At 59.5% G+C, this 19,759-nt stretch carries 18 protein-coding genes; 8 read left to right on the top strand and 10 right to left on the bottom strand.

Features of this window, described 5'->3' with window-relative positions:
- Positions 1 to 97 precede the first annotated feature (97 nt).
- The 3 genes from O0J15_RS05280 (at position 98) to O0J15_RS05270 (ending at position 3,095) form a co-directional block, all read left to right on the top strand.
- Complete coding sequence (locus tag O0J15_RS05280) at positions 98 to 955, top strand: hypothetical protein (protein WP_308305232.1); 858 nt, start codon at positions 98 to 100, stop codon at positions 953 to 955.
- Positions 956 to 1,215: 260 nt separating this feature from the next.
- The gene (locus O0J15_RS05275) at positions 1,216 to 1,821 is read left to right on the top strand and encodes a hypothetical protein (RefSeq protein ID WP_308305231.1); all 606 of its coding nucleotides are present in this window, start codon (positions 1,216 to 1,218) and stop codon (positions 1,819 to 1,821) included.
- A gap of 506 nt (positions 1,822 to 2,327) precedes the next feature.
- Complete coding sequence (locus tag O0J15_RS05270) at positions 2,328 to 3,095, top strand: hypothetical protein (protein ID WP_308305230.1); 768 nt, start codon at positions 2,328 to 2,330, stop codon at positions 3,093 to 3,095.
- Between the two features lie 2,538 nt (positions 3,096 to 5,633).
- Here O0J15_RS05270 and O0J15_RS05265 read toward each other — a convergent pair.
- The 4 genes from O0J15_RS05265 to O0J15_RS05250 form a co-directional block, all read right to left on the bottom strand.
- Complete coding sequence (locus O0J15_RS05265; protein WP_308305229.1) at positions 5,634 to 6,638, bottom strand: AAA family ATPase; 1,005 nt, start codon at positions 6,636 to 6,638, stop codon at positions 5,634 to 5,636.
- A gap of 57 nt (positions 6,639 to 6,695) precedes the next feature.
- Positions 6,696 to 8,549, bottom strand: a complete 1,854-nt coding sequence (locus tag O0J15_RS05260) for a hypothetical protein (protein ID WP_308305228.1) — start codon at positions 8,547 to 8,549, stop codon at positions 6,696 to 6,698.
- Positions 8,542 to 9,261 (bottom strand): hypothetical protein, encoded by a 720-nt coding sequence (locus O0J15_RS05255; RefSeq protein WP_308305227.1) that lies wholly within the window; start codon positions 9,259 to 9,261, stop codon positions 8,542 to 8,544. Before O0J15_RS05255 ends, O0J15_RS05260 begins: the two co-directional genes overlap by 8 nt.
- 417 nt (positions 9,262 to 9,678) lie before the next feature.
- Positions 9,679 to 9,987, bottom strand: coding sequence for a hypothetical protein (locus tag O0J15_RS05250; protein ID WP_197589655.1), 309 nt, complete (start codon positions 9,985 to 9,987; stop codon positions 9,679 to 9,681).
- Between the two features lie 21 nt (positions 9,988 to 10,008).
- Between O0J15_RS05250 and O0J15_RS05245 the strand changes: the two genes are divergently transcribed.
- A complete protein-coding gene (locus O0J15_RS05245) occupies positions 10,009 to 11,163 on the top strand; it encodes a hypothetical protein (RefSeq protein ID WP_308305226.1) in 1,155 nt (384 codons plus the stop codon).
- A gap of 168 nt (positions 11,164 to 11,331) precedes the next feature.
- Here O0J15_RS05245 and O0J15_RS05240 read toward each other — a convergent pair whose 3' ends face one another.
- The gene (locus O0J15_RS05240; RefSeq protein ID WP_197589653.1) at positions 11,332 to 11,577 is read right to left on the bottom strand and encodes a helix-turn-helix transcriptional regulator; all 246 of its coding nucleotides are present in this window, start codon (positions 11,575 to 11,577) and stop codon (positions 11,332 to 11,334) included.
- 187 nt (positions 11,578 to 11,764) lie between these two features.
- On the opposite strand from O0J15_RS05240, the gene O0J15_RS05235 reads away from it, so the two are divergent.
- Positions 11,765 to 12,202 carry an NIF family HAD-type phosphatase gene (locus O0J15_RS05235; protein WP_308305225.1) on the top strand — a complete coding sequence of 146 codons (438 nt, stop codon included), beginning with the start codon at positions 11,765 to 11,767 and terminating at the stop codon, positions 12,200 to 12,202.
- Positions 12,203 to 12,492: 290 nt separating this feature from the next.
- Positions 12,493 to 13,059 (top strand): cyclin-dependent kinase inhibitor 3 family protein, encoded by a 567-nt coding sequence (locus O0J15_RS05230; protein ID WP_308305224.1) that lies wholly within the window; start codon positions 12,493 to 12,495, stop codon positions 13,057 to 13,059.
- A gap of 99 nt (positions 13,060 to 13,158) precedes the next feature.
- On the opposite strand, the gene O0J15_RS05225 is transcribed toward O0J15_RS05230, so the two are convergent.
- The gene (locus O0J15_RS05225) at positions 13,159 to 13,635 is read right to left on the bottom strand and encodes a hypothetical protein (RefSeq protein WP_308305223.1); all 477 of its coding nucleotides are present in this window, start codon (positions 13,633 to 13,635) and stop codon (positions 13,159 to 13,161) included.
- A gap of 903 nt (positions 13,636 to 14,538) precedes the next feature.
- On the opposite strand from O0J15_RS05225, the gene O0J15_RS05220 reads away from it, so the two are divergent.
- Entirely contained in the window at positions 14,539 to 14,988 is a 450-nt protein-coding gene (locus tag O0J15_RS05220) for a BLUF domain-containing protein (RefSeq protein ID WP_308305222.1), read from the top strand.
- Positions 14,989 to 15,034: 46 nt separating this feature from the next.
- Here the strand turns inward: O0J15_RS05220 and O0J15_RS05215 are convergent, their stop codons facing one another.
- Both O0J15_RS05215 and O0J15_RS05210 read right to left on the bottom strand, forming a co-directional pair.
- A complete protein-coding gene (locus O0J15_RS05215; RefSeq protein ID WP_308305221.1) occupies positions 15,035 to 15,388 on the bottom strand; it encodes a response regulator in 354 nt (117 codons plus the stop codon).
- A gap of 3 nt (positions 15,389 to 15,391) precedes the next feature.
- The gene (locus tag O0J15_RS05210; RefSeq protein ID WP_308305220.1) at positions 15,392 to 16,525 is read right to left on the bottom strand and encodes an ATP-binding protein; all 1,134 of its coding nucleotides are present in this window, start codon (positions 16,523 to 16,525) and stop codon (positions 15,392 to 15,394) included.
- Between the two features lie 508 nt (positions 16,526 to 17,033).
- Here O0J15_RS05210 and O0J15_RS05205 point away from each other — a divergent pair.
- The gene (locus O0J15_RS05205) at positions 17,034 to 17,393 is read left to right on the top strand and encodes a hypothetical protein (RefSeq protein WP_308305219.1); all 360 of its coding nucleotides are present in this window, start codon (positions 17,034 to 17,036) and stop codon (positions 17,391 to 17,393) included.
- Between the two features lie 463 nt (positions 17,394 to 17,856).
- Here the strand turns inward: O0J15_RS05205 and O0J15_RS05200 are convergent, their stop codons facing one another.
- Positions 17,857 to 19,017: an NADH-dependent flavin oxidoreductase gene (locus O0J15_RS05200; RefSeq protein ID WP_308305218.1), complete on the bottom strand. Its 1,161-nt coding sequence runs from the start codon at positions 19,015 to 19,017 to the stop codon at positions 17,857 to 17,859.
- Positions 19,018 to 19,083: 66 nt separating this feature from the next.
- A complete protein-coding gene (locus O0J15_RS05195; RefSeq protein ID WP_308305217.1) occupies positions 19,084 to 19,752 on the bottom strand; it encodes a hypothetical protein in 669 nt (222 codons plus the stop codon).
- Positions 19,753 to 19,759 lie beyond the last annotated feature (7 nt).

The following is a 19,759-nucleotide window of genomic DNA, read 5'->3' as shown; positions in this document are numbered from 1 at the left end:
GGCTTGGCGTGACGCGTCACGTTAATTGGATTGCAATCTGCGAGGCAGAACGCTGCATGTCCCAATGTGTTGGGGCTGTCTTGATGGAAGGGGATACATGGATATCTATCAGCTACGGGGCGCGCATATTGGGCCCCAGACGATCCTGGAGGTCAGCCAAGATCGCCACGTTGCCTTGGCAAACGCGCGGCATTGTCTCATTGACGCGGGATCCTTTGAGCGGCGCTACGAGCTACTTATGGGCAACTTCTTGGCGTTCGAGGAGTTTTGCGCCGTAGCACATCTGCGAAGTGAGCTACGCAAGGACTGGAGCTATGAGACTGGCGATGCCCTTCTAATGGAGGCCAATCGACACGTCATCAATCTATTCACCAGTGGCAAGACGTACATGGACCAAGTGGCACGTGACTTCAAATCATTCGGTGAAGAAGGCGAATTTGCCCGGCAAGCCAAGCATCTAGCAGCTGTCGCCTATGACAACTGCCTTGCCTACCGCCTGACGTGCCAACTGCGTGATCGATCCCAGCATCGCGCTCTCCCCGTGGACGGGCAAGAGGGCGGGAGAGGCGAGCACGGGCTGTACGCATCTAAGGACAGGATCGTGGCTGACCGAGGGAAGTTCAAAAAGTCCATCCTCGATGAAACTCCCGACAGGATCTATCTCAGAAGAATCCTGCGCGAGTACATGCGGGAGGTGAATGGAATTCACCTTTCGCTGCGCTCGCTGGTCAATGACCACGTTGAATCTAGTCGTCAGACTGTTGAGGCGGCTATCGCCGACTACGGACAGGCGCAGCAGTTCAAGGGTCATGCATCGGCGACAGGCATAGGCCTCGAATCATGCCATTACCATGACCACTCGGTAGTGGAGACAGTTCCCCTCCTGCTGAACTGGGATGATCTGCGATTAGCACTGGCGAGGAAGAACAGCTTCAAGCTCAGATTCGATGATTAGTGAACTAATGCGGCGCTTACGCCGATGTAGAGCCAGGGTGACGCAGGCTCTTTCTGCCGGGCTGGTCGGCTTCGCCCCCCCTCCCGCGCGAAACTGCACGTCATGCAGATCAGGGGCGCCAAAGGTTGGTTCGTGTCGTTCGGGGTCCATACGCCCCCCCCCCCCAGGCGTCCTTAGCGCATTCTAGTCTGGTCGAGCCAGCGCGGGGAGCGGACTGCCGTTTATCATGCGAACAACTTGAGCGGGCAGGGGAAGGACGGATGTCGATTCTTGACTACAGCAAGGAAATTGCTTCGATACTGGTTGGACTTTTCGGCTTGATTGGAAAGCTCGCGGCGAAGCCTAAGACTTCGATGGGGTGGGGACCAAGGGCTTCAATAAGTCACATCCTGCCGCCCTTCACAGATGCAGACGGAAATGTGACGGATCAAAGGCCGCATCTAACAGTTGGATCATTCTTCATCAGCAATACGGGCAAGGTGCCCCTGAGCGAAATCGAGATCGTCCTGAACTACTCTCCCCAGTCACTTAATCTTTGGCCGCCGCGACCGTTCTCCATCACTGAAATTGCACACGGCCGAATTGCGATCTCTCTCCCCACGCTATCCCCAAAGGACGAGCTATGGTTTGAGATGGTCGCCGTGAACAATACCCTGCCGAATGTCCTTTCCGTCAGGAGTAAGGAAACCGTAGCCCGGCCAATCACGGTCGACTTGTTGCCTGTTGCGCCACGGTGGCAGATTCGTGCCATCCAAATCCTGTCACTCTTCGGCCTCGTAGCTGCTGTGTACGCGACACTTTGGCTGTTGAGCGGCCTGCTAACAGACAATTGGTCATGGCTCAACGGCGGCTGCAGAGGGGTGTAGGGGCGGCGCCCCTACGAAAGCGCCTCACGCGCACTGGTGAGGTCTCGGCCCCTGGTGTCTCGGCGTCAGGGCCAGCCACCGCCGACCGCTGTTTGCGCCGACTCAACACATTCCGCAGTTTGACGACAGTGGCGGGATGATTGCGAATGCCGGCATCGCGATTGGGTGCATTTCCGGAACTGTCGATCGGCGGCGCCGAACGCGCAACACCCGTGCTGGGGCAGCAAGCACTTCATGGATAGGGTCACGAGAGACCGTCGCTCCCGACCCATGCTCGAACCAGGGGCCAACTACCCCGGGGCTGCTGATTAAGGCGCAAGTTCAGATGCGGCCTCAGGGAGATCTGACGCCGAACGGATCGGTGCAGTCGTTGATCGCCAGCTCAAGTATCAGGTCGATACAGCCGATATTGCCCCCGCAGCAAGCCCACACGCCGCCACGCCGCCGATCGAGAGCTCAAAGAGCGCCCAAGCCTCGGCCGACCGACAATTCAACCACCCCCATCTATGTACATAACACAGCGATCCGTTGACATACTCCTGCTTCTGGCACCAATCGCTCTAGGCTTCTTCAGCACGTTTCTCGTGCGCCGACGCTATGGAGAGCTCGCTTGGGAGCCCGTTTTGGACCAGCGAGTGAACTGCTATAAATGGCTGGTCATCACCATCCTGGTTATTGCGTACATTGCGGCAGACAGGGCGTATAGCGCCTCGATGCCGGCGGGTTGCGATGGATTTGCGTGCGCACAATTCTACCTATCGAATGGGTATCGCATCTCCGTAAATGAGAAGCACCTATTCCTGCTTCTCACCACAGCGGGCGCAGGATACTTCTACGGACGGCTTTCGAAGTACTTCACGCCGATTCAAACCGGCACGCCCGGGTACTTGTTGAAAGTGGCCGCACATGGCAAGGGCGAGCACTCGCCACACCTAGAAATCTCTTGGCGCGTTCGCCGGCAACAGCTGAAGGCAGATCCTGATGTTCGACGAAAACTGGAGCTGGAGGGATTTCGCATTTGGATGCGATGCCTAGGCTCGTGGGTAAACACTCTGGAGACTGGATCTACAGTGGAGCTTATCAGCCCAATACTGATTGGTCGGGATCCTTCAACACTAGCCAGATGGATTTCTCGAAGAAGATCCATTCACAGCGTAACTCCCATGACAGTAAGAGGCGGCTGGTGCGAGGGGTTTCTGTACAACATCAAGGTTAACCAGCGGATCTCATTTCAGCCGGTCGTACTCGAGGGAATTCGATTCAAGGTCGCTTAGTCGCAACCTCATCGAGCCAATAACCAAGCTGGCGCTCTGACGTACGGCGCTTCGCCACTACAGTCTCTGAGAAGACGCCCGGCCCCTCCGATCAGCCAAGAGGAGCCGGCGCGTGCACCAGTGTGCAGGTCGTTGAAATCTGACGCACCTAAGGCGCCAAGAATCGCCAGATTTCGCGCTCATTGAACCAGAGAGCTGTTGAATGTGTCCAGAATCCGTTGAAGATGTGTCCAGAATCCACAGATCGCCCTTGGCCATTCACATCGCGCCCAGAATTTCTGCCTCGAAAGGTCAAATTTCAGGGTTGGGAGGGCGGAAAAGTCTGCGATGTCTGATTGACGGGGTCAATGTACCCCATCCGCAAGCCACTGATTCTTATGGCGTGGTGACAATTATTGACTGAACTTTCCGTAGTTCGAACTACGAGCAATGTGCCCCGTATTTCGTGAACTACGGAGAAGGCGCCCCGTGATCCGCGAACTCCGGAAAAGGCACCTCGGTTTTGCCAACAATCCGGACAATGCGCCTCAGATTTCCCAGAAGCCTCTGAGTTGAGTTGCTGATGTAGGCCGACGGCGCCTCCTGTCCCACGGCCCCTTAGCCCGTCGTGTAACGACCCACCGGTTTCTGCTCAGGTCATGCGGTTAATGTACAGGTATAGGCCGCATCCGGGGTCATCATCTTCAGCGCCTGATGCGGGCGCTGTTGGTTTAGAAGGCGATCCAGCAGCAATCACCCGCAGGGCGTGGGTTTGGCTCTCGAAGCGATGCCGATGCACGCATTGCTCTTTCAACATCCGGATTACTCGTTCCACATCCCGTTCTGCTGAGGGCAGTGCGGGGTGGAGAACTCATGCCTCAGGCCGTACCTGCGCACCAGCCGGGTGTAATCGCGGCTGGTGAACACTAGGCCGTTGTCCGAGCGAAGCAGAAATGGCTCCTTCACACGCCCCAGCGTGCCGTAGCGTGTGATCAGAGCCTCGCCATCCTCGTCTGGCCGCCACGGCCCGAGAAGCCCCGCATCTGCGGATCGAAATCGAACTCTGATGGCGCCCACGTCATTACACACCGTCCCGGTCCGTTTCTTGGCCCGAACTCGGCGTTGACCGCGGCGATGTCTCGTGAACGGCCCGGAGCGACGGAACGCTCGGAGCCCTTCTTGCCGAAGGGGAGGGAGCCCACGCCACCTGGACCTTGGCAATCGCGCCATCGCGGATGTGCAGCTCAATCAGTGGAACCTCCAAAGTGCTACCCTGCGCCTCCTTCATCTCCTGCCCGGATTGGCGCAGCCTCGTTCTAAGACCTTGGTCATATGCTCGGCACACGCAAGCCATCATTGCGTCCACAAGGTGCCTGCGACCGTCGATGGCACCCAGCACTGACGCCACGGTCGCCTGCAGAGACAGATGCAGGTCGAGAGATGTGCGGAGTTTCTCAGAAAAGTGCAGTAGCGCGTTTCCACAGGCAATGGTTAGCTCCTTGTCCACTACCGCTAGGCTGAGCCAAGCATGACCGCTCTCCGACAGACCATAAGGACCGATAAGGAACGTGTGATCTTTAGCCGGCGGCACTGACATTGAACCGAACGGCCGAGCGCGAGCCTCACCTCGCACCATTTCGATCTCGTGCTTCGGTACTTCTGCAACTGCCTGATCCGTGATGGCCGCTAGCCGTTCAATGACTCCTTTGGGCAGTGGGGTCAAGCGGAGAACCTGGGGACCACCCAGGTGCGAGAAGCCCCGCAGGCAATCGTGGGCTGGATCTGCACCTACCCCTTCGAAGACAGAAGGGATAGGTGGCTCTCTAGAGGCGGTAAGCTCTCTAGCGACCAGGCGGGCAGGCGGGGCAGCCAGAGCTGCGTAGGCCAGGTCCCACGCCTGATTGGATTCGGGCACATAGAGAACTCGGCCTTCCCGCTGACCCCGGGCCCACTGCAGGTAGTCTTCGGCCCACGGCGCGCATTGATTCGTTGGAAAGGTGCGCATGCCCGCAAGCGCTGTACGGGCATTCATCGCGGAGAATCCACAGGCACAGACGCCTAGCGCATCGTCCTCGTTGAACCGGCCAAACTGCACTCGGCCGCACTGAGGGCACGTGCAGGTGAGGCGTTGCCCATGCCAAGGGCAGCGAGTGATGGAGGGAAGCTGGAACAGCGCGCTGTGATATCCGTGCGCAGCGCACTCCCAGCATTGCCGAAGCGGTCGCGGATGCCGGGAGAACAGCCCTGGGCAATCGGTCGGCGACCAAGCATCCGGGGACCAATAGGTCCCCACATTGGTGTCAGCCAAGCCCAGGCTCCAGAGGAAATTCGATCTCGGCTTGCCCAATCGCTGGGTCGCAATCAGAACGTCCATCCCCTTTCGATTTCTGAAGCCAAGGGCCGTGAGCTCTGCACCGGCGGGGAGGGCAAACGCCGTGATGCGCTGTGCCAAGCCGTAGCCGGAGATGTAGGGATAGGGGCCGAGGTCAGCCCCTACCACTCGTGGCACCGCCGGCTGCCCGTGGATATCGTCGGTCCAAGCCATGACGTCGTCCTCTGTCAGGTAGCCAAAGGCATACGCATGCGCGCTCGGACGTACTCCAGCCGCAGATAGCCACAGTTCTGCAGGGCGGTAGCCACCTGGTCGACGGTGAAGCCCGTGAAGTCCTTCTGCCGGAAGGCAATGTCGTGGAGCAAATGGCGCACCATCAAGGTGAACGTCGCCATCGGCCAGGCTTGGCTTTCCGGCAACTTTCCCTTTTTTCGAAGCTCTCCCATCACCTGCCAGATCAGCGGCGCCTCCATCGCCAAGCGCCAACCGCCATCGAAGGCCGAGCGCGCGAAGTAGCGGCTGTAGGGCACGTCGGGCGTTGGCCACCAGCTGCTGTCGTAACCGCTCAAGGCATGCTTAACCTCATCCAGTCCCATCAATGGGCCAAAGGGGGTAGTCGCCATGAACCAGCGCCGGATGCTGTGGGATGCACGGTCACGCCAGTCATCACCCACGTCCACGCCTTCGGCGTCACTCTGGCGCATCAGCACCAGGAACAGGCTCAACCGGTCCTCCCTGACCATGCTGTCCAGGTCTTCCAAGTACTCGTATTCTGCCTCGGTGATCCGCTGTGCATTGTCTATGAACAGGACCATCCTGCTCACGCCGGCTTGGCCGCAGCGGCTGCCGATTAGGTTCCGGAGCTTGGCCATTCCTGCCGCTGCTGAGGTTGCACTCGAGCTACCGATCCCCATCCGATCATTCATAGTCGACCAGAATGCGCGGTCCGTGCGCCGAATACCGCTGGCCATGACCATCCTCATGGCAACGCCCATCGGGGATCTGTCGCTGTCAATCAACCAACGCGGAGCATTGTCGGTGAGGTAGGCAATGGCGGTGGTCTTCCCCACGCCGCCGCCCCCATAGGCAGAGCACCCATGGTGCCCTTCAAAGATGTTTTTACGAATGAAATTAGCTAGTCGCTCGGTGGGCTTAGTGTTGATCTGGTAACCATCAGGGACCAGCAACGGATGGTGGGAGGCAATCAACGGGTTGCTGTGTGTGTGCTTCATGGCAGGGTCTGAAAGTTTGCGGCGGCAGAACTGGTGAGGAAGCGGTCAGTGGTCGCGCTATTCATCCAGGCTGATCCAGCCATCGGTTGCCATCGTGATGACAGTGCCGTAGTAGTCAGGCTCAACCGCATGGCGGGACGCTGGTTGTGTCGCGGCGTCCATGCGCGCCAGCTGATCGGCCGCCAGCTGCGAAGTTTGCATCCTGTTTTTGAGGAAGCTCACATAGGCGGCGACCGCGCAATCCGCACCGAGAACGCTGAAGCCAGAGCGGTTCTTGATCCATTGCATGATCAACGCCCGGGTCGTCTCATCGTGTGCGCTACGGGCCCAAGGGGCTGCAGCGCGCACACTGCACAACGGCGCGGTGACGCTCTTCATCAATGTCAACGTGCGCAGGTCACTCCGATTGACGCGAGCGAGCACTGTCTTGCCAATCAGCTCCCAGCGTCCTTCCAGGCCTGGCCCTCGGTATTTGACGTACTTGTAGTTGACGTGAGGCACCACACCCTGTGACTTGTTGCCATGCACGACCAACGGAACCAGGACGGTGCACAGGTCCGCAGCGTCCTGTTCGGCACCATCGGGACAGAAAGCAAAGGCCGAGCAGGGCTGGGACCTGAGGAACTGCAGCGGAGACAGGCTCCCCAGCGCTGGGTGCGGTGTGGCGTTGTAGTTTGCGATGATGACGTCCAGCAGCTCCTCGAATGCGCCCAGATTGAAGTAGTGCTCATTCCCGGAGATTTTGCTGATCCGTCGCTTGCTTTCACTGTGGGCCTTGGCAGGTTCGAAGCCGCCAGGAATCCGACGCAGTGCTCCGCGCTCCAGGCGCGAGAACAGCTGCTCGACGATGGGGCGGGAGCGGGGCTCATGAGCGCGGCCGAAGATGATCACGCCCCCGCGGGACCGACACATCGAAGATTCCAGCTCCAGGGCTGAGTGAGCCAACGCATTATCCAAAGCGATGGAGCGCGAGCGCCGGGACGCCAAGGCCGGTTCCAGTCCCGTTGGCATCCCCGCGCCAGGTGCATAAGCCAGATCAGGAATCGTAAGCTCGCGCGGTGTCCACGGGCGAAGCCCCGAGGCCAGACAGTTGGCCACATCCAGGTTGTTGTAGCCGCGACCGACGCGCAGGGACCAAGAGACAATGGCTCTGGAGCGGACCTCCACCTCTGCCAGAAGCCACAGTGTCGTGATCGGCCGCTCTGCGACCCCGCCATCGGGAAGCGCAACACTCAAGGTGCCTTCGACATCGATGCGGTGCGCGTCAAACTCGGTACGATCAAACAGCCGACCTCGGAAGGCGTCTTCCAGTTTATGGACCGCCAGAGGTTCCAGCTCCAGCGTTCCGGGCACGACGGCGGTGAGCCTGTCACGGCGCAGGTAGTCGAGCAGGGCTCTACGCCCGCGGTCAGGCGTATTAAGCGGGTAGTGGTCACAGAGATCTAACCGGCGCAACTCTGCGCAGACGCGCTCATGCAGGCGAGAGAACGCCCTTGGCGCGCGCCCTGGCGGTAGAGGATCTCTGAAGCGCTCCACCAGACCACGCACTGCAGGCAGTGCCTGAAACAGCTGAGCCATGCTTCCGGGCCCGCCGCTGAGGGGAACAAGCGCCTCGCCTGATGTCGCCGGCGTGCGTTGATAGATGCCGTACGGCACACAGACACGAAATCCGTTGGCCATGCCGTCGGCATTGACTCCGGGGGCATGGGCCACCATGCGCTTTAATCGCTTACGACACAGCCCGTGCAGCTTGGCCGCTCGCGCAAGCGAGAACTGGCCGGTCACCACCCCGAGCAATGCGGCCTCTGCACGGCGATAGGAGTCGCGGTCCTCTTCCCGCAACTCGTTCACATTCGGCCGATACCACGTGGCCAACTCTTGGGCATCATAGATATAGGGACGATCAGCCACGAACGAGCTCCAATACCGCGTCCGAAGCACCGGGTGTATGGTCGATCAGATGGACCATACCCTGGTGAACCATCCAGGCCACAGTGGCCCGCACCTGATTGGGCGTATAGGGCAGAGCAGCCGCTAAGCTGAGCAGGTTTAGGCGAGCGGCGCGCTCAAGCAGCGCCTTGACCTGCTCAGCAATGGCTGCGCGGGCACTTATGCGACCGCTATCCCATACCAGCGGCAGCAGCTCATAGGCCAAGGCGATTTGGGACAACTGAGAGGCCAGCTCCTGCTCGGTGACCAGTGTCAGGTTTACCCCGTTGCGCTTCCCGATTTCGACCAGATCCTGCTTTCCCGGCAGCGGCATCGAGCCCGTGCTGCTCTGCATGATGAGGGTGGCCGGCACGATCAGATCAAATCGCTCGCTACCGTCATTTCGCTCGGACCAGAAGCTCAGATCTATGCGGGTTTTGCTGGTCACTTGCAGCTGTCGCGGCCTTTCCACGTAGATCCGCACGGTTGGATCGAACTCGAGCAGAAGGGCGTAGGCAAAGGCGCTGGCGTCAGCGACAGTGACCACCCGGCCATTGCGCGGGGACTGGAAGACGAACACCTCGCGCCGGCTGCGCTGGCCTCGTTTGAGGGGTCGGGGGGTGTAATTGAGTGAAGCGTCTACGTGATGTGATGTGGCCACGCCCGAGGCGGTGGCCGCTGCTCCTGCAGTCATTGGAATCTCCTGCTGCGGCGCACTTGGGCGCCGCCTCGCACCATGCACGGTCAGGGCTACGCAGCGCGCCCTTGTCTGTCCGAGCCGACTGGCCCGAACGAGCGCGCACGAATGCCCAGCCGCCTGCATGGGGCGACTTGACTTGGGGGGAGAAATGCGGGAGCCTAGTCTTAGCTTCTAGCTAGTGCTCGCCACCTCTCGCTCCGACGAGAGGCCAAATGCCTCCGCTCCAACGGGGGCATTTTTCATTTCTGTGGTCCGGAGATCTGGACTAAGTCTGTGAGGACGTTCTCCTTGCCATCAGCAATTGGGGTAGGGCGGGCGGTTTTGCTGCGTCCGTCTGCAATAGTTCCGCAGGCGACGCCGACACGGTCATAGCGCCAACAACTGCTGCGGGCACTGGACCGGCCGAAGCAGTCAGCGCAACGACACGCGCAACTGTGTCTGTTCAGCTCCTGTCGACTCAACACCTTGCGCGCGATGTCGTAATTGGGCCAACCACTGCGCAACATCCTTGGCCAGCGCGAACTTTCCGCGCCGATGTGCAATGGCAAACACGGGAACAGGCAAGACCCGTCGAGCAAGGGCTTGGCGGAAGGCGTCAGAGGAGCTGTAGCCCAAGGCTTGCCGTAGATCATCCTGGCCAATCATGGGCCCATAGCGATGCAGCAAATCCTGTTCCAACTCGCGCGCCAATGAATCCATGATTCTGTCACGCTCAGTCATGCGGCTAGCGTAGTCATTGCATTGATTTTTGAACAGATGGAAAGTTGGAGGGAATCGTTACTCTATTTTCGCGCCAAGATGTCTTCCAAGTCATTGAAAATGATAAAGCCGTACCACGAAGCCCGGCTGAAAAACATGCTATGTTTTGCGCAATCCGACAGCGCCAGATCACTGAAGAAGGCGTTGAACGTCCTTAGAGCGGGGGTTTGGTTTGAAGGGCTGCGCATGCGCTTGTATCAATCCACCGCCTATGGAGTTGGTCAGAAAATGCAGCCGCACACCTACCGCGACGGCATCTATCACCACAATGTGTGGGCCAAGTACGCTGTGGGAAAGCATTTGCCAAGTGCTGAGACGGTCTATGCCTGTGAGGAGCAGGTCCGGGGGTCGAGTCACCTACTGGAGGATCCGAGCTGGGACCTGCTGGATGTGAGTCGACCGATTGGCGGCGACGGTGACAAGCTGCTGAGGCGATTGCGGCCCTCGATCCAAAGTGCCCTTTTCGAAGAACGTGCTTTGGCGAAGGGGCGCTATGTTCGTCGCACCGCACCTGTCCAACCGCTGATCCGCCTTGAGGGACAGGCAGACCTGCAGGCGATTGCGGCGGCTGTCGTACTGGTTCGAGAAGCCTACGAGGCGGGCGATACGTCGCGCGCATTTGACATCGGACGTTCATTGCACGGAATCACGCTGATGGCTGCAGTCGTGACCGGCTTGCGCGGGATCGCACCAGAACTGTTTGAATACCTCATCCGCTATGTGTTCCCAATGGCGTCGGACACCTTCATTGAGTTCGATCTCAATCGGGAAGTGCTCAATGCACAGGCAGATTGGCTGCGCAGCACCATTCTTCAGATGGAAGACAATGGCTGGACGGGCTATGTGCCCGGCGGCCCGACGCGGGAGCTTCGTAGACTGCTTTCGGTCGACTATGGCTTTGACCTTCGGTTTGGATTGGGGCCGCGGATCAAACTGAAGGTGCCGTTCGAACACGCCAGCGAAGACGCGCGACGCTCAGTCAGCTTCAATAACGCGGCCTGGGAATGGGCTGCAGCGGTGCTCGCAACGGGTAGAAGACAGGCCCTGATACCTGAAGAGGCCATCGTTCGCCTGATGGCCGCCAACGGCGAGCCAGATGGCGCCATGGCGCACTCCCATCCTGTGGAAAGTGCGTAGATCGCTGCCACTGCGTATGCCCATAGCTACGCCGGGTTCTGTCCTTTTCCACATGCCTGACCCAAGACCGCAGATTCAGCACCTTGCAACGGCCAAACATTCGGGACAAGCGGGGGGAGGGGGCAAGTCAGGGAGGCACACAGAGGAGCAGATAGCATAACCGGGGTTTCAGCCCTTGATCCGCTTCTCGAAGTTAGTGACTAGCTTCGAGAGCGATTGTCCAGTCAACTCAGCTATATCCCTTAGCTCAACTAAGTCAAGCCTGCGCTTCCCAGTCTCGACATCGCTGATGAACGACTGACTGCGTCCCAGCTTGCTTGAAACCTGAGCCTGTGTGAGGCCAGCCGCCAGCCGTGCATCGCGAACCACCTCGATCAGCGCCGAATACTCCTTGCGATGGATGGTCTTGGTCACGGCCGCGCCTTGTTTGAGCGGCCTCCGAAGCTATATCCAGTTCTCAGATATCTAAAAACCAGATATCCTCATGCCTCATGTTGGAGGGGGCGATGATCAAAGCAATAGGGCAGAGCGTTGACCGGGCACACAGTACTTGCCACTGCTGCGCCGGGAAGCCTCCCGCTCTTGTACTGGAGTGTGAAGGATGCGACCGACCATACTTGCTCTAGATCTGGAAGGGACACTGATCTCCAATGCCGTCAGCCAGATCCCGCGCCCGGGACTGAGTGAGTTCCTTTGCTCCGTTCAGGATGATTTCGAACGACTGGTGCTGTTCACTAGCGTTCCGGAACCACGAGCGAGGGGCATCGTGGAGCTATTGACCCGAGAGGAACATGCTCCTCCGTGGTTCTCTCAGCTGGACTTCACCCAGTGGCATGGCGCGACAAAGGACTTGCGCTTTATCACCCCGGAACTTGGCGCAGCTTTGTTGCTCGATGACCACGCCGCCTATGTGCACCCTGGCCAAGAGCGCTGGTGGGTCCACGTACCGCTTTTTGCCTCGCCCTATGAGGCCTGCGATCAGGGGCTGGCGCAAGCGCTGCAGAATCTGCGTAGAAGGCTTGCTGAGCTTCAAATCTGAGATATGAGGCTGCGCTAGAGCCGTGCGAACCCGCTGTGCAACCCTCGGTCACACACCAGCTACCGACCCAATCTTCTGAGCATCATGACACCCAGCGCGCCCACATGGACCTTCACTTCCGCTCACAGCTGCGTTGGCTCACCGTGGCATTGGCACCATCCAAGCCGATTTGCCAACGGGTGCCGCCCGAGGCCGGGTGTCTTGATTGGTATCAGTTGCGTCGATCATGGCGTGGAAGGCAGCAAGCCGACATGCACTGAAATGGGCCCGTCAGGTTCCGGTGGTCGCCAATGATCCGTACTAGTCACACGCATCCACTTGAGATCGCTGAACTGGTTGTCGGCCTGCATGGCGGAGCGATCGGCGTCACATTCGCTCCCGGGAAGCACCAAGATGCTGCGATGACCGGCAAATGGGCGCGAAACATGGACGCCGATTTGAACGCAATCCGCACTTGGGGCGGCACGCGCCTGATCTCGCTGCTTGAGCCGTGGGAATTCGAGGAGCTGAAGATCCCGCAGCTGCCGACCGTCGCACCTACCCATGGACTTACATGGGTGGGACTTCCGATTCGCGACGGGGCAGCGCCTAATGATGGATTCCTTGCCCGGTGGGAGTCGCTGGAGCCAGTTTTGGTGCAGGAACTGTTCGCTGGAGGTCGTCTGGTTGTTCACTGCAAAGGAGGGCTTGGCCGCGCGGGAACGGTAGCCAGCATGCTAATGCTTGCGACCGGTGCAGCGGTCACTGCCGAACAGGCGATGAGCATGGTTAGAGCAGTGCGCCCAGGCGCCATCGAGACCCGAGATCAGGAGGCATTTCTACACGGATGGGTGCGCGGGCTGCGCGGCGAGGAATAGGGGGGGGGGCAGATGCAAGCACTTTGATTGCATTGCCGCACGATTGGCGGCACCCCATGAGCCGCACGAATGGCCGACGGTCGCCGCCGATGTGCGGACTTAAAACTTCCAGCGACCTACCGGCCACGCCCAATAGGCGTTCCCGATTGGCAGAAAAGTCGCCAGCGCCACATCGAGTATCAAAGGTCGACGCCAGTCTCGACTGGGAAAGAAGCAATAGTCAGTAGGGGCAAGCGCGCCAACCTGCTCGCGCTGCAGAAGCCACTTACACTTTGCTCCAATCTCTCGGTCCAGGGCAGTGATCGCTCGATCTTCACTCATGCCGGTGCGCAGAAGCTCCGAGGCAGCGCCGCGCATGCTCGACCATAGAACATATCGCTTCCGACCAAGACTGAGTTGCTCCCAGCTACTGTCAGCTAGCGAGCGCAGGTGCTTCGCTGCCTCAGGGGCCATTCGGTGCTTGCGCAGCAGGTTTGTAAGGTACGCGTTGGCTTCACCTTCGGCCAGCGTCAACCAGAGCCGGCGCTTGGAGTCGATCGAGCACTCTCGAGCCCAGGCCAGGAGAATGGTGGTCAAGGCGTAGCCGAGATCAACATCAGGGCGACTCCATGGGGCACGGTATGACCAAGCAAGCGGCTCATACCGTGATCGCGCAGCATTGCCAGCAAGAGGGAGGGGAACCGCATCTAGAACCCGGAGCATTGAAAGGGTTTCAAGCGCTTGAACTGCGAGCCCCTCACTAGCGACCGGACTGCTCTCGTTCCTCGATCTTTCAAGCGCACACCACGCGCACGCTAACAGAGGGCCAATCGAACGAACAAATGTGTCCAGTTCTGGCCAGGTTGCGAGGAGGGTCGGTTGGTTAACGACATAGGCCACATTGCCCTCAAATCGCTCGCCAGTGGAGAAGCATAGCAAGTTGCCGACACCACGTCTATCTGATCTTCCGATATTTTTGGCATCCTTCGCGGCCCTTATCCGCGATTCGCCAGACCCGACGCGGAGCTGATCTTGGATCCAGCACCAAGGCGGCTGCAGGGCAGCCGGATAGTAAAGCGCTGCGATGCACTCAATGGCCTGCACGACGGGAGCTATCGTCCGAACGCTCGACCATGGCCGAGCCGGCCGAGCTCAAGTCGCTGGATCGGCCTGCGATTAGCGTGCGCTATCGGGGGTGACACCGCAGCCCCTGCGCCCCGCTTTCGCCTGTGTGTAACCCCAGTTCGGGCACTCGATGATCCCACGCGTGCCGATGTCTCCGACACCATGAGCTCTACTGCGATTCGCCGCAGCGAGCTTTAATTGAGGCGGAGTGACGCTGTTCGCAAGTTCACTCTTGACGTACCAACTACAACTCACCGGGTGGGGCCGGCTTGAGTTGGGGCGCCATTGCTGAATGGTTTAGTTTAACCGATGCCAATCGTCACCTATCTGTACAGTCGCCCTTGGTACGGTTCCGGCTAATCAAGGAGGTGCGCCATGCCCACCAGGGCTGTTGTATATGTGAGCGGTGCCGGTGAGAAGATCGCTGGCGACAAGCTGGGTCTGTCTAACGAAAAGTTGGATCAAGTCGTGGATGATGCAGCCCGGTTCAACAGAGACGCTGGCGTCACGGGGGTGCTGCTTTTCGATGGCGAGCGCTTCCTGCAGTATCTGGAGGGTCCCGAGGATGGACTGTCAGTAGCCTATTCTCGCGTACTGGGCGCCAGCAGCCATGACGGCATCGTTGAGCTTCAAAGGGGGAGGGTAGGTAAGCGCCGTTTGCCGTTCTGGCCCATGAAATGGTTGCCGGTAGAGTCGGCCGAACTTCGGCAGTTGGCTCGCGCTGACTGGACCGGGTTCAATTGGCGCGGCAATGCAGAAGTCTCCAACGCTACGGCGATGGACCTCCTAATCTCTCTCGTAGAGCCCTACGCCATCGCTGCCTAACGCCGCGCCGCGTTCGCCCCCCTTCTAGCCGGGAGCGAATGGCACTTCAGAACTGACTATTGATCGCGGCTATCAGCTGCTTAAATCGGTAAGGCTTTGAGAGGAACTGCACATTGCTTGGCAATGCGGGTAACTGCGAGCGGCTATAGCCCGATGCCAGTAGGATGCGTGCGTTTGGCTGCACGGAAGCCGCTTCTGAGGCTACGTCCAAGCCGGATACTCCTTCGGGCATGTTGTAATCAGTGACAACAATGGAAAATTGAGCGGTGCTCCGCAAGCATTCAATCGCTTCGACACCATTGCGAGCAGTTGTCACTGCGAAGCCCTGCGCGGCGAGTGCATCAACGACGATCTCACGCAGGTCGTCCTCGTCATCCACAAAAAGTACAGAAAGAGGCATGAGCTACTCGGCGACTGGGTAGTAAAGGGCAATGGATGTACCTGAGCCTGGAGCGCTCTCTACGCGAATCAACCCGCCCGATTGGGTGGTGAATCCGAAAACCTGGCTAAGGCCCAGCCCGCTACCGCGTCCAACGGTTTTTGTGGTGAAGAAGGGCTCGAATATCCGCGCCTGATCTTCCGGCGGAATCCCTTGGCCATTGTCCTGTACTTCTATGCGCACGTAGGTGCCAAGTTGCTCACTGGCGTCATCAGACTGCACGTTGGTCTGTAAACGCGCTGTAATTTTGATGCGGCCACCTGTAGGCATCGCGTCACGACTGTTGCACACCAAGTTCAAGATGGCCGCTTCCAGTTGGCTACGGTCGAGTTCGACGGAGGGCAAGTCGGTTGGAGCGTCGAGTTCAACCGCAACTGTGTCGCCGGCTGAGCGTTGGAGCATGTCGTGAATGTCTCTAAGAGCATTCCCAACGTTGAGTCGTTCGGGCGAAAGTTCATGGCCTCTTCCAAACGTGAGAAGTTGCCGAGTTAGAAGTGCCCCTCGGTCAACTGACCTTAGAGCGGTACGGATGTACTTGTCAGACAGCTCACCGTGAGGCTGATCCGCGAGAAGATCCAGACAATTCGTCACCACACCCAGCAGATTGTTGAAGTCGTGGGCGAGGCCCAGGGTCAACTTGCCAATTGCCTCTAGCTTATGCGCCTGCAACAGTTCTTGCTGGGCTCGTGTAAGCTGTTCTTGGGCAAGGTAGCGTTCGGTTACGTCTCGCGTGATCTTGGCGAACCCGACCAACGAGCCATCCACCCAGACCGGATCGATGACCACGCTTGCGTGAAATCTTGAGCCGTCCTTTCTAAGCCGCCAGCCTTCGCCTGCGTAGCGGCCTTCATTCGCAGCTATCGCGAGATTGCGTTCTGGGACGCCGGCGGCGATGTCTTCCGGGGTATAGAACCTGGAGTAGTTGGTGCCGACTACCTCATCCCTTCGGTAGCCTTTGATGCGTTCTCCGCCAGGGTTCCAAGTGCGGATGACCCCCTGAGGGTCAAGCATGTAGATTGCGTAATCAGTGACGGAATTGACCAGAAGTCCAAATTGTTGCGACTCGTCGCCTAGATCGCCCGTGGGACTTGGAGTCATGGCGCATTCTCCTTCGGGGCGACCAAGCTATGCGCATGATTGTTAGTGGTTTGTGAAAGTGAAGGCGGGGACTCCATCACAAACTGGCCGCTGTCAGGCAGTTCTGTGCCGGCCCTGGCGTCGTGTTTTGCTCGCTATTTGCCCGGCTATGTCATCGGCATCAGCGTCGGTCACTAAGGCTGGGGCCCGGAGCCAATTTGCTCTGTGAGGACTGTAAGGGACTGCTGAAACGCGGCGGCGAACAACGCGCCGCCGTCGCGTTCGTGACTGTGCGCGATAGCAGGAAGCAGCTTTGTCCACGTCGAGAGCAGTGCTTTGGGATCCTGGTGAGTGATGAAAGAGACGCGTAGGGCGTACTCCATAGCCTTGAGGTAGCCACGGTGCACTTCAAGGCCGGCCTCGCACGCGTGCAGGCGGTCAAGGATCTCTGTTGTCTCTGTGGTCATGGCTGCCTCGACGGGTGGGGCGGGAAGAGGGGATAGTCTGCGGACGCCTAAATAAGCCCACTGTGAGCATCCTCAACGTTTTGCGTACTCGTGACCACCTGGTGGTCGCAGTGGATACCCTGGCGGAGGATGCCCACACATTGGCGCATTCCGCAGGGGCGAAGCTGCTGCCGATCCACCAGCACAACCTGATGCCGGCCACTCGCGGTTCCACCCAGTTCTTCCTTAGCATCTACGAGCTGGCGCTGCATGCCAGCTTCCGCGCAGATTTCGCAATGGATCAGCTATCTGCTGGGTTGGGATTGGTCGTGGACCAGCTATGGCCGAACTATGAGATGGCGGCAGCCGGGCCGGCCTTCCGCTCGACCAGCTCGGAACCGAGTTGGCGCTTGGTGGTTGGTCGCCGAATAACGGCCGGATGATGGCCACGAGGTATGCCAAGAGCGATAGTCTGCGCCCCTGCTTGGTTCAGCCTATCGCGGGCCAGCTCGCTTCACCAGGCGAACCGCTCCAAGCCGTGACGTTTGGCATGGCCCAGACGGATCTGTTGGCCAGTGCGGGTCTGCAGGCCCGCCACCTCAATGAGCAGTTGGGCCGAAAGGTGGCGGGAGGCCGGCTGCTGGCTCGGTTCCTCCAGAAGATTGACGTGCGTTGACGCGGGTCGGCGGCGCGGATAGGGCGCCGGAGCACCCATGGTCGCGATGCACCAATCGGATAGCCGCTAAAGCCCCCATTCACATGCCGGCATCGCCCCGTGAGGCATCTACCTCTGTAAGATCCAACCCGTTAGAGCAGGATAGGCTGGAACGGCTCATATGACATGAGTCGGCAATATCGGTCGCTGCGATGCCAAGCTGTCTACGCGACGAGGGTGCCGAGCCGCGTTTAGCTGGACGCCGCCTCCGGCGTTGCAACCGATCTCGCAGGGAACCACCCGGGATTCGAGCGGATGGCCGCGAACAGCTTGGCCGGAATCTTCAGGCCAACAGATTCCGCGTCAGGATTGAGCGCCGTCACGATGTCATCGTCGCGCGCGGCTACCGCCTTCTCCACCCACTGCGGATCCAGCACCAGGCCACGTGCAACTGCGGCAAGAGACAACCCTCCATCCAGAGCGGTGCGAACGTCCTGAGGCGGTCGTAGTTCGCCTGCGGCCATCAATGGCAGGCGTCCGCCAACGCGTTCAATGAGCCGTTCAGCGGTGGTTCGCTCATCTTCCGCATCCAGAGGTTTTCCTGCCAAGACGTTGTAAAGCGATGCATGCAGGTAGTCGAGCTTGCTTTCCTCAATTAGCTTGTCCACCAATGCCAAGGCATCCCCGACGCGCAACGCACCGTCACCCGGTTCCTCGGGCGAAATCCGATACCCCAGCAGGAAGGGGCGCTGAGCGCGAAGCGAAATCACTCGACGCACTTCGCGTACCACCTCCAGCGGGAAGCGCATCCGCGCCTCCAACGAGCCTCCCCACTCGTCGGAGCGCTGATTGAACAGCGGCGACAGGAAGTTCTGAATCAGGAAGCCATGTGCCCCATGGAGCTCCACGCCATCGAATCCGGCCTCGATCGCGCGACGGGTGGCCTCGCCAAAGTCGTGAATGACTGCCAGGATCTCATCAGGGTCAAGTGCGCGGCTGGCCACTTCTCCATTGTTGAAGGGCCCCTTCGGTGCGGCCATGGCACTTGCGCTTACCAGCTCACCCTCCGGGATCAGCGACGGCACCGCCTTGTTGCCCGCGTGGAATATTTGAAGGACTGCAGGAGCCCCCCCGCTTTTCGCGGCCTGTGCCAGCTTCCGCAAGCTGGGAATGAATCGATCATCATGGGACGCGAACTCGTCGGTGAAGCCGACGCCGTTGGCTTGCACCTGGGTGCAGCCCGTCAGCACAAGGCCGACGCCCTGGACGCGTTCGCGGTAATAGGACAGCTCCTCGTCGGAAACTGTCTGGTCTGGGTTCGAGGACCAGGTCGTCATCGGTGCCATTACGATTCGGTTGCGCAGCACCGTGCCGTTGCTGAAGACATAGGGTTCAAACAGTAGATCATTCATCATTGCGTTCACATGGTTGGCGCACCCCACAGATGGGGCGAACAATGGTTTCAATTTCCACTCGTATTAAAGAGGCGAGTCCGGGTTGATTCCGAACCATTCCCGGTCAATCGCCTCAAGCATCTCTTCAGGTGACAGCTGCCGTGTCATACGGCCACGGAGCAGCTGCCGATGCTCGAACGAGCGCGCTCCGCGGCTCATCACCTTGTCCCGGAACGCCGAGATGTATTCATCGCCGATGTGGCTGTTGTACGTGTTGAACAGCACCACGTGCTTGCCATCCAATCGGTTGTTCTCGACGAATGACCAGATGGGCGGAGCGGGGCTGTAGAGCCAGACTGGGGAGCCCAGCCAGACCGTGTCGAAGGGTGCCAGGTCAATGGTCCTCGGCCATGTCCTCGGCAAAGCCCCTGCGTCCCGCTTCAATCCATCCGCGGCCCTCAACGCACCCACCAGACCGCCAACACCAAGCTCATGGTCAGGCACCTTCAGGGCGTAGAGGCGCGCCTTCAGCTGCCGGGCGACATGCCGGGCTGCAAGGCCCGTGTTCCCGGAGCGCGAGTAACACACCACCGCAACACCGGATACGCGCGCGTCTGCGCTCGGCATATAGGGCTCAATACCCGCAGCCTCGCCGGCCTGCCGTCGCTCGATGACACTCACCGCAAGCAGGACGGCAAATGACACGAGGGACGCCGCTGCGATCGAGGTGCCGATGATCTGGATCCAGGACATGCGCCTC

The sequence above is a fragment of the Stenotrophomonas sp. Sm10 genome (assembly GCF_030985515.1).
In the GTDB taxonomy this organism is placed as follows: Bacteria; Pseudomonadota; Gammaproteobacteria; order Xanthomonadales; family Xanthomonadaceae; genus Stenotrophomonas; species Stenotrophomonas hibiscicola.
The sequence above is the reverse complement of the archived record's forward strand: the minus strand, read 5'-3'. Positions and strand labels throughout refer to the sequence as shown.

Bases quoted from the DNA above. Each gene is read 5' to 3' on its own strand.
- O0J15_RS05280 (WP_308305232.1), top strand. From the start codon at position 98: ATGGATATCTATCAGCTACGGGGCGCGCATATTGGGCCCCAGACGATC.
- O0J15_RS05275 (WP_308305231.1), top strand. From the start codon at position 1,216: ATGTCGATTCTTGACTACAGCAAGGAAATTGCTTCGATACTGGTTGGA.
- O0J15_RS05270 (WP_308305230.1), top strand. From the start codon at position 2,328: ATGTACATAACACAGCGATCCGTTGACATACTCCTGCTTCTGGCACCA.
- O0J15_RS05265 (WP_308305229.1), bottom strand. From the start codon at position 6,638: ATGAAGCACACACACAGCAACCCGTTGATTGCCTCCCACCATCCGTTG.
- O0J15_RS05255 (WP_308305227.1), bottom strand. From the start codon at position 9,261: ATGACTGCAGGAGCAGCGGCCACCGCCTCGGGCGTGGCCACATCACAT.
- O0J15_RS05250 (WP_197589655.1), bottom strand. From the start codon at position 9,987: ATGACTGAGCGTGACAGAATCATGGATTCATTGGCGCGCGAGTTGGAA.
- O0J15_RS05235 (WP_308305225.1), top strand. From the start codon at position 11,765: ATGCGACCGACCATACTTGCTCTAGATCTGGAAGGGACACTGATCTCC.
- O0J15_RS05230 (WP_308305224.1), top strand. From the start codon at position 12,493: ATGATCCGTACTAGTCACACGCATCCACTTGAGATCGCTGAACTGGTT.
- O0J15_RS05220 (WP_308305222.1), top strand. From the start codon at position 14,539: ATGCCCACCAGGGCTGTTGTATATGTGAGCGGTGCCGGTGAGAAGATC.
- O0J15_RS05215 (WP_308305221.1), bottom strand. From the start codon at position 15,388: ATGCCTCTTTCTGTACTTTTTGTGGATGACGAGGACGACCTGCGTGAG.
- O0J15_RS05210 (WP_308305220.1), bottom strand. From the start codon at position 16,525: ATGACTCCAAGTCCCACGGGCGATCTAGGCGACGAGTCGCAACAATTT.
- O0J15_RS05200 (WP_308305218.1), bottom strand. From the start codon at position 19,017: ATGAATGATCTACTGTTTGAACCCTATGTCTTCAGCAACGGCACGGTG.
- O0J15_RS05195 (WP_308305217.1), bottom strand. From the start codon at position 19,752: ATGTCCTGGATCCAGATCATCGGCACCTCGATCGCAGCGGCGTCCCTC.